15 protein-coding genes are annotated in these 12,339 nt (G+C 42.9%); 4 read left to right on the top strand and 11 right to left on the bottom strand.

The annotated features are described in order from the left end of the window. The first annotated feature begins 265 nt into the window (after positions 1–265). The 4 genes from K9J17_08595 (at position 266) to K9J17_08580 (ending at position 4,069) form a co-directional block, all read left to right on the top strand. Positions 266–466 (top strand): hypothetical protein, encoded by a 201-nt coding sequence (locus K9J17_08595; protein MCF8276778.1) that lies wholly within the window; start codon positions 266–268, stop codon positions 464–466. Between the two features lie 29 nt (positions 467–495). Beyond that, positions 496–1,245 (top strand): replication protein, encoded by a 750-nt coding sequence (locus K9J17_08590; GenBank protein ID MCF8276777.1) that lies wholly within the window; start codon positions 496–498, stop codon positions 1,243–1,245. Further along, on the top strand, positions 1,242–1,874 hold the full coding sequence (locus K9J17_08585; GenBank protein MCF8276776.1) for a hypothetical protein: 633 nt from the start codon (positions 1,242–1,244) through the stop codon (positions 1,872–1,874). The genes K9J17_08590 and K9J17_08585 overlap by 4 nt, the downstream gene beginning before the upstream one ends. A 71-nt stretch (positions 1,875–1,945) precedes the next feature. Beyond that, on the top strand, positions 1,946–4,069 hold the full coding sequence (locus K9J17_08580; protein ID MCF8276775.1) for a CHAT domain-containing protein: 2,124 nt from the start codon (positions 1,946–1,948) through the stop codon (positions 4,067–4,069). Position 4,070: 1 nt separating this feature from the next. Here the strand turns inward: K9J17_08580 and K9J17_08575 are convergent, their stop codons facing one another. The 11 genes from K9J17_08575 to K9J17_08525 all read right to left on the bottom strand — a co-directional run bounded on the left by K9J17_08575 (position 4,071) and on the right by K9J17_08525 (position 12,304). Next, a complete protein-coding gene (locus K9J17_08575) occupies positions 4,071–4,715 on the bottom strand; it encodes a hypothetical protein (protein ID MCF8276774.1) in 645 nt (214 codons plus the stop codon). Between the two features lie 391 nt (positions 4,716–5,106). Continuing rightward, positions 5,107–6,057: a hypothetical protein gene (locus K9J17_08570; GenBank protein MCF8276773.1), complete on the bottom strand. Its 951-nt coding sequence runs from the start codon at positions 6,055–6,057 to the stop codon at positions 5,107–5,109. 14 nt (positions 6,058–6,071) lie between these two features. Further along, positions 6,072–7,232 carry an HNH endonuclease gene (locus K9J17_08565; protein MCF8276772.1) on the bottom strand — a complete coding sequence of 387 codons (1,161 nt, stop codon included), beginning with the start codon at positions 7,230–7,232 and terminating at the stop codon, positions 6,072–6,074. A 45-nt stretch (positions 7,233–7,277) separates the two neighbouring features. Continuing rightward, on the bottom strand, positions 7,278–7,553 hold the full coding sequence (locus K9J17_08560) for a hypothetical protein (GenBank protein MCF8276771.1): 276 nt from the start codon (positions 7,551–7,553) through the stop codon (positions 7,278–7,280). Further along, the gene (locus K9J17_08555; GenBank protein ID MCF8276770.1) at positions 7,553–7,822 is read right to left on the bottom strand and encodes a helix-turn-helix domain-containing protein; all 270 of its coding nucleotides are present in this window, start codon (positions 7,820–7,822) and stop codon (positions 7,553–7,555) included. Before K9J17_08555 ends, K9J17_08560 begins: the two co-directional genes overlap by 1 nt. Positions 7,823–7,888: 66 nt before the next feature. After that, positions 7,889–8,680: a hypothetical protein gene (locus K9J17_08550; GenBank protein MCF8276769.1), complete on the bottom strand. Its 792-nt coding sequence runs from the start codon at positions 8,678–8,680 to the stop codon at positions 7,889–7,891. Between the two features lie 32 nt (positions 8,681–8,712). Continuing rightward, positions 8,713–9,504 (bottom strand): hypothetical protein, encoded by a 792-nt coding sequence (locus tag K9J17_08545; GenBank protein MCF8276768.1) that lies wholly within the window; start codon positions 9,502–9,504, stop codon positions 8,713–8,715. A 2-nt stretch (positions 9,505–9,506) separates the two neighbouring features. After that, entirely contained in the window at positions 9,507–10,136 is a 630-nt protein-coding gene (locus K9J17_08540; GenBank protein ID MCF8276767.1) for a hypothetical protein, read from the bottom strand. A gap of 64 nt (positions 10,137–10,200) precedes the next feature. Continuing rightward, positions 10,201–10,692, bottom strand: coding sequence for a hypothetical protein (locus K9J17_08535; protein MCF8276766.1), 492 nt, complete (start codon positions 10,690–10,692; stop codon positions 10,201–10,203). A gap of 33 nt (positions 10,693–10,725) precedes the next feature. After that, positions 10,726–11,556: a hypothetical protein gene (locus K9J17_08530; GenBank protein ID MCF8276765.1), complete on the bottom strand. Its 831-nt coding sequence runs from the start codon at positions 11,554–11,556 to the stop codon at positions 10,726–10,728. Then, positions 11,543–12,304, bottom strand: coding sequence for a CBS domain-containing protein (locus K9J17_08525; protein ID MCF8276764.1), 762 nt, complete (start codon positions 12,302–12,304; stop codon positions 11,543–11,545). Before K9J17_08525 ends, K9J17_08530 begins: the two co-directional genes overlap by 14 nt. Between the last annotated feature and the right edge of the window lie 35 nt (positions 12,305–12,339).

Here is a 12,339-nt window from a genome sequence, read left to right as displayed (position 1 = left end):
ACGGTACTTTGATGAAGAAACGATGTATCGTTTGGAATAGGAGAAGGCAAGGCATATCATTATTAAAAAGGTCTTATTTAGGTTGACCCGTTCTGATGTGTTCTACAAATTGTTTGTGGAATTTGAATGTCGCACAATATATCTTAAAAGTCGAAATGTCCATTTGTGCTTCGCAATTGCCCTGCATTTTCTCTCAATCAGCGTCATCGTTCTTCAGTCAGAGTAGGTCGAATATTACTCACCGTGAATAAACTGAAGAATGGTCATGAAGTACTTACAGGTCTGTGCCAAAAAACAGGTCAAGGTGGACGGGGTGGAAAAAACACTCTGGTACAAGGTGGGGATGATGCGTGTCACCGACAAGGGAACACGTTTTCTCACCATGTTCCATCAGCCTGATACCGAGTTCCATGTATTTGACATGGACGAGGAAAAGGAACTCCCTGCCATCGAGGTCGAAGACTGATCGGCAGATGATATATGCGAAATGAAGAATTGAGTGGGACGACACCCGTCCCCAACATCTTTTTCGATGCGCACCTGAAATCCCTGAACCCCGTTGAACTCAAACTACTACTGCTCATCATACGTCAGACATGGGGTTGGAAAGACCCCAAGACTGGGCAGCGTAAAAAAAGAGATTGGATAGCCGGCTCACAAATACGGGAGCGGACGGGCTGTTCTAGACGAGCTCTCACCGATGCGGTTGCAAACCTCACACGGACGGGCCTTATCGAGGTGACTGGAGAAAAGGGTGTGCTACTGAAAACACCAGATGACAGAAAGGGTAAGATGCGCCTCTTCTACCGATACCGCTGTGGAAAAGGCGGGGATACCGAAATGAGAGGTGCAGACTTTGCCCATGTACCAGCGCAACAGATGCGTACAACAAAAGAAACCTATACAAAAACTTCAGATGATCTGAGGGAAAAAACAATCCGATTCACTGAACATGATTTAGAACAGTTCGGAAAAGACCTGCAACAAGCGGGAACGATTGAACAACTACTCATTGAAAAGGAAGCAGTACGATACAGGGAAGGTGAAATGAACATCATGATCCATGCGGATGGAACCAAGTACGTCAGGAAACACCTGTCAGCGTATTCCATCCCAGGACTGAACCAGAAAGGACTACGAACACCATATTCCATTTGGATGACCCTCTATCACCGCTACCGTAGCATTCAAGAAAACAGCAAACCCGACACGGAGATTACCAGAAAAGACCATGAAAATGTGTGAAGGTCCTGGAACTGTTCGCTGGAAGCCGAAGCATCGGCAAGGCAGCGGAACGACTGAATTTGGAGGTCTTTTCCACAGACATCGAACCCTTTGAGAACATCCATCTTGCCAAAGATATCCTTAACCTCAAATCGGATGACATCCCATTTATACCGGACATCATTTGGGCCTCACCACCCTGCACAGGGTTCAGTGTCGCCTCGTGTTGGAAACATTGGAGATGGGTCAATGGAAAATCGGTGCCTGTCACAGAAACAGCGAGGCTTGGTATTCAGATGGTCAAGAAGACCCTCCGACTCATAAAACATTACCAAAAACTCAACCCGAACCTTGTTTGGTACATCGAGAATCCACGTGGTAAACTCCGAAAGCAAAAGTTCATGTCCAAGTTGCCTTTGAGGCACACAATCACCTACTGCCAATATGGTGACTTCCGAATGAAGCCTACCGACATATGGACGAACAATCCCGAATGGAGACCAAGGCCGATGTGCCGTCCAAAAGCGAAGTGCCATGAATCTGCTACACGGGGTTCGAGAGGAGGGACAGAGCGATTGAAGAACAGTTATGAGCGGTCGAAGATCCCTGATGAACTCTGTGTGGAAGTGCTGAGAGCTGTTAGGAAATAAGAACCGTCCGTAATGGGCGGTTTTCTTAGATTTAAGCCACGACAGGAATAGCAACCTTTCTGATGCTGCACATGAAAAATGTACTTGTTATGTGTGTAGCTCAAATGATACTGAGCACACTTTGGTCAACCGATGCCATAGGCCAAAAGCGTGGGCAGATTCAGTTTCGAGGCAATACATCCACAGTTGTAGTTTCCAATCTAACCATAGATTCACTCAAGAAGCAGGTTATGGTTAATGATACCGACACCTACAAGGAAGCGTGGCTTCTCTGCACCTTATCCGAAATGTATCTATTGATGAATAATCCCATTAGAGCTGAGGAGTATTTTCATAAAGCAATCTCTGAACTCTCTGACTTGCCTTCGGAATCGGCCATATTATGCGTTTTGGAAATGGGACAAATGGCATCTTCAATGTATAAATTCATTCCGGACAAGAAAAGAATGGATACGTATGTGAAGCTCAATGATTTTGCCATCAATTTATTGGTTAAGCATTCAAGAATAGCGCGAGAAGTTGATGAGAAGTTAATTTATCTATTAATCAGTAATGCTGTCACAACATGGAAATATGACCATGCCCAAGCCACTAATTACTTTGAAAAACTCCGACTGTTTTCTGAATCTATTCTTCGATTAGGAAGACATGAATCAATAGACCCATTTTTATTTGACATGCTCAAAAACGGATTAAGAAGATATGTTCGGTTCATGAACGGCCAAAGGCTATCAAGTACCCAAACGTATCGTGATCAATGTGAATCCATAGACTGCGTGGACAAAGCATGGGGTGTAATGCAGTCATTAAAATCAAGAATACTCAAAGAGCAACTCCTTCACAGAATGTGGGTACAGCTGAATGAGCAAGATCGTCAGTCAGTCTCGAAATGCTACACGTTCTTAGATTCCGTGTACGGGAGTGAGAGCTACTATGGCACGTCTGTTGAGGTCGGTTCAAAAGAAAATGCCACATTAAATCAAACAGTTGATTCCGTGAATGGACAAATCAGTTCATATATTCCTGAATTCACTACACTAAACTTAAACGCAGTAAGGATAGATGAAATTGAACGGGTTCTCACGAAAAATGAGACATACATATCCGTTATGTATACTGACAATAAGCGAAACGTTTATGCTTGGAAAATCGAGAAGGGTATGACGCCTGTAGTCATCAAACTGGACATCAATTCATTAGAAATGTTCGCCAGAATCGAATACTTCAGAAGCAGATTGGTGACAGATGAAGGTAGTATCAAGGTGCTGCTCAATGATACAGTATCTGAGTATGGTCTTGAAGAGTATATGTCGTTCATGTATGCCCTAAAAATGGAACCCGTTTCAAATGCTGGAATACTATATGATAAGCTTATACGTCCCCTTGCAATCACACCGAAAAGGAGGGTTATCCTTGAGGTTGATCAGAATCTCGGTGCTTTACCAATAGGTCTCCTTAAGAACCCAAAAACGCAACGGCTCTTCCTTGAGGATCATCCTATTGTGTACACTCCTTGTGCAAGTCTTTTCTATCTGTTAAGGAATGACAGCTTAGAACGAGAACATGCCTCTGAGTATATTGGATTCAGCTACAATGACCGAAACAGTTATGTTGATACCATCATTCAGAAATCATCACAATGTTTTAACGTGGCTTCGCATACGAATTTTCAGACCTCTGAATCAAAAGTGTATGAGTTGGATTCGGTGATCAAGGATTCAAAGTATATTCATTTCGCATGTCACAGCAAAGCAACTGATTCTGGAATATGCCTAATGCTTGATTCAGAGAATGGGCATGACGGTAGAATCACAGCCGATGACGTACTCAAATATGTGAAAAACGATGCGGACTTAACCGCGTTGACTTCATGTAGTACTTCACCAAATGGAGACGACCATCTTTTCATCGATATATACCAAGAAGGAGAGCAATTACATCTAAGGGAGGGGTGTGTCTGCAATTTGGGAGAAACTTTCTCCAACCTGACAGGAGCATTCTTTGCAGCAGGCAGCAGAAAAATGCTCGTCACTCAATGGGATATTCCAGACTCGGATATTTCGGCCAATTTCATGTCTGAATTCTTCTGCTATTTGTCAGATGAGACCGCTGAAACCGCACTGCAACGCACTCAAGATAATTTTAAAGGACAGCACGTAAGATATTGGGGAGGTTATATTTTAGTCGGAGACTGACCTAATAGTCAATCATAACGGACTCGGTAGTTATCCCTTCAATACTGCTCTTAAATGTTACGGTAAATCCGTAAGTGCCAAAATCCTGAGGTCGCAATTTCAAACTGTCCAATGGAGCGAATAAGGTGTAAAGCAACATCTTGGAACTCCAAGACTCATTGGGCATTATATGAACAGGTGCTGGGAGAGGTAACTCATACTTTCCTTTTGATGGTTTCAATTCAACTTTGTATTCAACCGTAGGCATAACTTCTCCTGTTTTCCCGCTTTTCAATAACGGGTCAAAGCGTACTATATCAATCATCACGGATGCGAATACTATTGGGAAATCAAAATAGTTTGTAACAGTGAAGGTTTCTACAGGAAATCCCTTGTTGTAAGAGATGGGGGCACGGATGGTAAGTAATCCTTCGGGCTTTTTAATGGGTTGCTTTTTTTCATCGCGACCACTTGCATCGGACTGAAAAACTACGGGGTCTCCTTTTGTTGAGTCTCCGTTGATAAGAGATGCATTACCCTTAGGGCTTGCGATTTCGATTAATTCGTGAGTGACAATCTCCTCACCACTCTTTCCATCATCATGGGGCTTGTCAAGCCTAAGAACTGTGTAAAATGCAATGCCTACGGCAAGGGCTTCGAGTATCAAGCTATACTTAGTAGGAAGGGTCCATTTTTCCCATTGTCTCTTAGTGGGGAGAAAGTTTCGCATGGAACAAAGCTACGTGCAGAATGACCAACTTAGAATGGCTTGACAGATTTTCAGGACTGGGATATAATAGCAATAAACTAAATAACACACATCATGGTAGGAAACTTCTCTAGTCCTGAATTTATGGCCGCTCTTTTCTTTACTGTAGGTTTAATTATTGACAGAAGCAAAAACGATACTTTGCTTAAATTAAGGTTCGTCCCTATATGCTATGGTGCAGCACTTTTGTTCACCCTGACGATTTTTGTTCATCTCGGCAGGTCGTAGGAAAAGCATCAAAACACCAAGGTCCTCAATTATGAGGGCCTTTTTCTTTCAACATCCGATATCAATTCACAAAATAAAAGTCCCGCCCATGAAATGCTGTTACCCCCACCAATGCCGAATGTCGATTAGTTCTGACAAAATCATAAAGCGCACCATCAGAGGTCACGAAGTTGTACGCATGTTGTGAATAGAGCAAATGAAGGGCATCTCGGAAAGTTCCCCGATCAACCTTTTTTACATGTTCAACCTGATGGTATAGGAGAAAATGAGCCATCAAGTCAATCTCGTCAGACGTGAACAGTTCATCAGGGTACTTCTCAAAAACATGGTGAAGTCGTTCAAAGGTGTTCAAACTTGGGGCATGCCTGTTCCAAAAGGTTTCCAGTAGTTTATTCTCAGGTTCAACACCCAAACAGAAAACACAGAAAATTACGAGTACCTTCAAATAAAACAACTTCTCACCATGTTTCTGTTGAAGGAAAAAATCTGATGGATTTACGGTCTTGATAGCGGCATAAATTGAAAGGGCAATATCCTCTGTAGTCCCGTCTGTTGAGGTTAGCTCGTAGTTGCACCCAATCCATTTAATCACTTTATGCAAAGAGTTCTGGTATCGAGTCCTTTCAAGCCATACATCAAAGTCGTAAATGAAGGTCTTCCGGTCATCTTTCACAATGGAGAACCATGCCTGATTGATGTTGTCTTCATATTCAGTTAAAGGGTGATGGAAATTCAGAACCTGACCTAGCAGTATTCTGGTCGGGGAACTGTAAATCATTCCCGGGCTGGGCAGAAGTTGTGATAGTCGAGCAATGAGAATCTCTCTTCGATGAGGGTCGCTATTGGAAAAAATCTCATAGAAGTTCAATGGTGATACTATCCAAATCTTGTTGGATTTTCGCAGGTGCTCTCTAGTTGCAAATGCTTCTTTTGCACCTGAGAATTTATCAACCAAACAGTTGAAGGCAGATGTATCAAGATAAAAGGACATGGTAGGAAGTAGTACATCCATCGTGTTTAGTGTGCTTAACGAATGGCGATTCGCTTTGGAGGTTGTACAACTGCTTCCAATTTCTCTTCTAATTTTTCAATTTCAGGAATCCTTCTCACTCCGGTGTTGTGAAACAGGTAATCTTCATATCGGAAGGGCCCTATGCAAGTTTTCTGGTAAGGCACCATAAGATAAAAGATGCCATGCCCAAGTTCAGGCTTCCAATGCTCTTGGTCTAAGGAAAGCCATGTGGTTGAATTGTGCACTCCGTAAAATGTAGAATATAGCATCACTCCTGCGTTGGGTATAGCTACAAGACCGATGACATGACCATAGGGCCATGACAACATGTTATGAAGTTGATTGTCTGCGTTTCTAGTATCGAAAAATCCAATTCCTCGAATATCCAAGGATTCGGCCTTTTGAAGGTTCCTCTCCCACATTCCACATCGCAATAAAGCAGCCTGTTCACTCTGAGCAAAGCTTGGCTTAAGGAATAGGTCACCTAAGCCCAATGCTAACTTGCACATAAATCGTTGCTCTGCCACAAGGTCAATTATAGTGTCTATGCTATGCTGTTGACCAATCATTGCCCATAATTTCTCCGAAAGCAAGAGTCGTTCTCGGGGAATTTGTCTAAAGAGCATCATGTCACGCTCGTTCTGAACCTGAGGAGCGTGAATATCAATGTCCCTAAAATGAGATCGAGTCGAATTGAATGTAACCCGCTGCCATTCTGGGTTATCAGAAGAAAAGAAGAGAAAAACGAAACCGGGATCAATTTTCTTCTGATGGATTTTCATCCTACTCACCCCAAGCTTAGCTATTGGCTTGGGGTGCGGTTTGTGAAAATGGTAAATTGTATCACCTGCAGGTCCGAACCAAAATTCACATACATATCCCTGAAACTCAATATTCGAAAGTTCACCCATATATCGCAGGGGAATCTTCGTAGTTGCTGTGATAGGATAATATTGCGTGTAGCTGTCCGCCTTGTCATTACTGAGATACCATGATTTCGCGAATGGTAAATCGACATACTCGCCCGCAGTGTGATTACAGGTGTTACATACGGTGGAGATAATGAATGGGTTTCTTCCATTAAAATTGCCGTCCAAGGTTTTCGGAATCACATGCTCCCTGCTTGTAAATGCGGAGCTCTCCTTTGTCTTACCACAATAGAGACAGTACGGCATGATTTGATGGTATTAAGTATAGGATAGGGAATTTAGGCTATCACATCATCGTTCTAAGTCGCGCTTCTGCTGATCTCTACTCCTCAAACTATCCAGATCAGTCATCCTATCCTGCTCTTTCTCACGAAATAACTCTCGGAATCCCGCTATCAACCCACTCCCACGTCCGCCATCATGCTCCAAGTCCCTCATGAGTTCTTGAGCAAGCGTTGGGTTATGCTCTCCAATCACATAACCCCAATTGAATCCTTTGGCATACTCAACCTCATCCAATTCGTTTTCGTACTCCGCGGTCGAGTCAGCTTCTTCGTAGTCATCCATTAGAACACGTCTTTTGAATGGGTGTCTAAATACTTTAGGAGGGATTCTCGATCATAGAGGATTACCTTCTTCTGAGGTTGGGAGAATCGGATTTTTCCCTCGTCCCGAAGCTTCTGGAGGGTGGTCTTACTTTTGATTCCGAGCACCGACATGGCTTCATTGGGAAGAATCCAACGGTTGTGCTCGATGCTCCGCTTTTCTTTGATGCGGTCCACAACCTCTTCTACTAGCGAGAAGAAAGCCACATCATGAAGACAAATTACATTCATCAATCAAGATTTTGAGTGAAGATAGGGAATAGGTGGTGGGTTAAATATTGTGCCTGTCCTATAATATCAAAGTTTCGCAGCCTGAACATGCATCCAATCAAAGTTCCGAGCTCTTCCCAAGCTAAGCCAACCTTCTTCTTCCCACAACTCCCACCACTTATTATAATCTGGTTGGGCAAAGGATGCGCGGTCGCTTCCCCAATTGAGTTTGTTGTTGCTAGGATCGTAGTCCATTGCAATACCCCAACTATGCATGGAGTACTCGGAACCACCACGCTTCTTACGGACATTGAAACCGCCTCCCCAGATGTCAAGTTTTAATCGATGGATTCCATCCATTCCATAATGGTCTTTGACCTTTGATAGTACTCTAACCAAACTATCACCGACTTTTTGGTGGCAGGTAATCTTTGTAGTGGATACGTCTCTGTCCCAATCCAAGATGTGTGGGTAGGCTACTTCAACAGATGTCTGGTTTTTACCGACCTCACCGTAGAAATCAATGATATTCTGTTGCGGTTTCTCTGATGGCCAATCGTTCGGGTTGACGTCTACCTCGTCACATGGCCTGCGAAAGACGGGCACTGCACCATGTTTTCGTAACTCTAACAGACAATCATAGGCATAACTTGTCTGAGGCCCCCAAAGTCCATCGATCTTGCCAACTTCAATGTTTTCCTTTTGCGCAGTGAGCTGAATGAATCCTACCAGTTTTCGCTCTGTCGACCATTCCTTTGCTAAACTTGGAATCCTTTCTAGCGCTCCGAGTGTGTTGCGGCCTAAAACACCATCTATTCCACCTGGATTATAGCCTTGTTTTGTCAGCTCCGATTGAATGAATTTGATTGAATATTTCATAGTTTATCCGTTATGATTAGCAGAATAGCCATCTATTCGCTGTGAAATTTGATGTTCTGCCATGAACCTCTGCCTGCATAAATCCACCCTGACATGACCTCTCCATCCTTAGATAGGTATCTAACTTGAACGTACCTGTATTTTCTTAAAGGCGTTTCAAATTCTGTTCCTCGGATTACCTCTATGGAATCTCCCTTGTTGAATGAATAGCCCACTTTGTGTATTTCTATTTCATTTGTGAAAAGGGAAAAAAGACTGTATGAAGGCTTTGATTCGGAAATCCAATTGTTCTGTTCAATACTTGCGTTGGGTCTGAACTTGGTTTCTTGTGGTTTCGACAGTTTGGATTTAACGGACGATTCAATAGGTACGCCAGGAAAAATCAGCCCAGCTGAGAACACCGAACTATAGCGTGGCTGTTGATTATAAGATTGTAGAATTTCATGCTTGAAAGAGGAGGTGGCTTCTGTTAGCTGCTGGTCTATGCTGTCCTTTGGTCCTAATGACATCAAGGCCATTACCGACATTCCGCGCGCAAATGCATCAGATCGGGTTCTTGGACTCTCTACCCAACTGGTAATAGCTCCAATAAAAGAAATGAAAACAGCAAACGTGGCAATCTTTAAAAATCCAGACATGTGAATCAGTTCGAGGTTTTCAAACAGCCTATAGGCATACTGCCTACAAACAGATCCAGCAAATGGATTTGCCAAATCCATAAACATCACCACCAGTGTTCCCGCTATTGCAGCCCACATGGTTCCATCGTGTAAGCTTCGATTGATGGTTTCAATGCATATTCCTGTCTGCTTATCGTTACACATGATTACTGGTCATTTAAAGGTTTTTTAACGACAAACCCACGTACAGCGAAAGGAACATTGCCGTTGTTGGTGACTCTAATAGTTCCTTCTGTTTCCCACTCTACTTTCGCTGAAGCCTCAACATCCACTTCGGCTTTAACTTTTACCTCCGCACTGGCGTCCCCTTTTCTGTGAAATTTCACGCTAAACTCCTCCGCGTAATACGTCTCCGTAACAACAAAATCTCGCTTTATTGAGCGCCATTTATTGATGTCTTTTTCTCGTAATGCGTCTAACATAATTTCAATTGTGAGATCTTTTTCCTGCAGGTCCTTGGAGGTTACTTTTTCTAAATGAAATGTGATTTCATGTTCAAAGTTTCCTGCGATATTCACTCCGAAAAGCTGAAGAAATTGAACAGCTAAGTCTCCCTTTCTGGTACCCGAAATTTTTGTCGCAACGAGTATGTTGGCTGAGTGGCTTCGGATAGCCCAATTACCCATGTCTGGATTACCGCCTAATACGTCCGCTATGTGACCAATCATCCGGTCATTATCGTCATCATCGATAACGATTCCTGGTCTGTACATTTCGTTACTGAACCTGAGCACATTGGCCTTCAGTCTACGCTCAACGAATTTTTCGATATTCATTATTCTTATTTTTTATTCAAACTGTTATTAGGCGAATTCCTACGCTCCCATGCGAAGTCTACAGCTACTGTTTGTCATCCTCGTCCAAGATCCAATCACCGATCTCAATGATCTTATCAATGACCTTATCGGCCTCATCTCCAGTGAAGATTTTAACGACAGTAAGAATCGTCTGCATCCACCCCCATATCTGTTGAAGTTTCTCAATAAGTTCTTTGGATTTTTCATCCGTAATCTCGTCTCCCTCGGCCATTTCATCACCCAATTCGATAATTGAGGTAAGGGTTTGGTCGAACTTTGCTCCGGTTACTCTTAAGCTAATACCAAATTCTAGCACGGCTTTTACAGCTGGCCACACTTCACCAAATCGTTCTTCATAGACTGTCTGTTCGAGTTCTTCTATATCTGGTAACGCGGCAATTTTTGCTTTAGCCTCATTCCATTTACCTCTTTGAAGCTCTTTTCTTATTCTTCGTTCATTTCTTCGCGCCTCCCTACGGTCTTTAATTCGCTGTCTTCTTTCTTGTCTGAGTTGCTTACGCTCTTCTCTTTTCATAATTAATTTGTTATACGGTTAGTTGATTTGAATTCATCTGCAATATTCTCTTATGCCCTGAACAGAAAGCACACTGACCACAGCCCCCGAGTCAATTACAAATTCGCTTAACCCGATTTCAGTGTCTCGATTTCCCCAATCATATGTGTAACCCAATCTGGTGAACGGATAGCCATTGATTTTAGATAAGAAGTCTTTTGATTTCATTCCGGTCTGATTGAAACTCGACCGATTGCGGTTTGTCAACCATTTAAGGTGGTCGGCACTGATAAGACTATCATTCATTTCAATACGGCATTCAGAATCGTTAATCTCTGAGTCAACACATGGTCTAAAAAGGTCTTTTGGCCTTACCCACATTTCAACTACATGGGTCAATGGGTTTATTTCGGTGCCATCAGGATTTCTCCATTTATGAGAGGGAAGTCCATGTAATTGTTCCAGACGGAGAGTCAGCTCGTCATCCGTTTTGCTGTTCAGCTTGTTGCAGAAATTATAGAGTTCCGGAACTACAGTCACCCATGTATCTCCCCAATTAGTTAGCAGAGAATCGTTATTACTCCCGGTGAAGCTCTGAGGGAAACGTGTCCATGTAGCAACCAACAACTTTGTTGAGTCCTGATTCCAAATCAGATTGCTGTTGTTAAAGTTAATTTGAGTTAAGTGTCGATACACCTCCGAGTATTGAGGTTCAAATGCGTCTTGAAGAGCTTTTTGATATTTTTTGGAAAGAGTGTCTCTTTCGCTCAAAGCGACCATTCCAACCACAAGTCCTATTGGTGCAAGTATCAATACAAACCAAGTCAGAGCCTCTTTTGTTAAAGAAAGAACCTTTGAAATACCAAGCCTCCTAACCCTCGACATGAGAATGCTTGTTCAGGTCATTATTGGTTATCCACCCCAGAACTTTGCCGTTTCTGGTGCCATCGTCCGTTACGAAAATATCCGAGCACATAACCCCATCTTCTCGTTTAAGCTCCATTTTCAGTTTGGCCAAATGAAGTGTGTCTGTGGGTTTTACAGTAACGATTCCTTTGCTAATAGCATCCCCAGCAGTTCTATCAGACAGCAAAGTGTTGAGAGTATATGGCTGATTGTCGTTGTTCTGAGTAAGGAATGACTGAGCCAAAAAACGATCTATCATACTGCGATGGATTATGTATAGCAACCTTCCACTTGTGTCCAGCACTGGCAATCGATAATGGTCGCCCATTTTTTCAAGAATGTTGGTTAATAGGATGATCGATTGATCTTCGTCTTTCAACACTAGAACTGCCGCTTGTGAAATTTTAAGCATCACACTGCTCGCAAGTGTTGATGCCAGTTTTTGAGTGGATGTTCGGAACTTATCCACCATCGCCCGAGTGCTTTTTTCTGCTGCCTCAAAATTGTCTTTAGAGAAGTAAAAGGCCAGTATAGTACCCACCCATGTTCCTGCAAGCCCAATCACTGCTGTGAATACAGTATCTCCGCTTAAATCCGAACCACAACACATGGCCAGATAGGCTACTGACCCAATTCCAAGAGTTGCAACCAGTATTATCAATACGGAAAGCCGATAGCGGAAGTTCGTTCCCTTTTCTTCTAATCCATTGTGATTATTGGTGTTCATACGCGGTTCTTAGGGCGCATGAAAGTCACCTAAAT

Source organism: Flavobacteriales bacterium, assembly GCA_021739695.1.
GTDB lineage: Bacteria > Bacteroidota > Bacteroidia > UBA10329 > UBA10329 > UBA10329.
The sequence above is the reverse complement of the archived record's forward strand: the minus strand, read 5'-3'. Positions and strand labels throughout refer to the sequence as shown.

Bases quoted from the DNA above. Each gene is read 5' to 3' on its own strand.
- K9J17_08565 (MCF8276772.1), bottom strand. From the start codon at position 7,232: ATGCCGTACTGTCTCTATTGTGGTAAGACAAAGGAGAGCTCCGCATTT.
- K9J17_08570 (MCF8276773.1), bottom strand. From the start codon at position 6,057: ATGGATGTACTACTTCCTACCATGTCCTTTTATCTTGATACATCTGCC.
- K9J17_08555 (MCF8276770.1), bottom strand. From the start codon at position 7,822: ATGAATGTAATTTGTCTTCATGATGTGGCTTTCTTCTCGCTAGTAGAA.
- K9J17_08580 (MCF8276775.1), top strand. From the start codon at position 1,946: ATGAAAAATGTACTTGTTATGTGTGTAGCTCAAATGATACTGAGCACA.
- K9J17_08530 (MCF8276765.1), bottom strand. From the start codon at position 11,556: ATGTCGAGGGTTAGGAGGCTTGGTATTTCAAAGGTTCTTTCTTTAACA.
- K9J17_08525 (MCF8276764.1), bottom strand. From the start codon at position 12,304: ATGAACACCAATAATCACAATGGATTAGAAGAAAAGGGAACGAACTTC.
- K9J17_08540 (MCF8276767.1), bottom strand. From the start codon at position 10,136: ATGAATATCGAAAAATTCGTTGAGCGTAGACTGAAGGCCAATGTGCTC.
- K9J17_08560 (MCF8276771.1), bottom strand. From the start codon at position 7,553: ATGGATGACTACGAAGAAGCTGACTCGACCGCGGAGTACGAAAACGAA.
- K9J17_08595 (MCF8276778.1), top strand. From the start codon at position 266: ATGAAGTACTTACAGGTCTGTGCCAAAAAACAGGTCAAGGTGGACGGG.
- K9J17_08545 (MCF8276768.1), bottom strand. From the start codon at position 9,504: ATGTGTAACGATAAGCAGACAGGAATATGCATTGAAACCATCAATCGA.
- K9J17_08550 (MCF8276769.1), bottom strand. From the start codon at position 8,680: ATGAAATATTCAATCAAATTCATTCAATCGGAGCTGACAAAACAAGGC.
- K9J17_08535 (MCF8276766.1), bottom strand. From the start codon at position 10,692: ATGAAAAGAGAAGAGCGTAAGCAACTCAGACAAGAAAGAAGACAGCGA.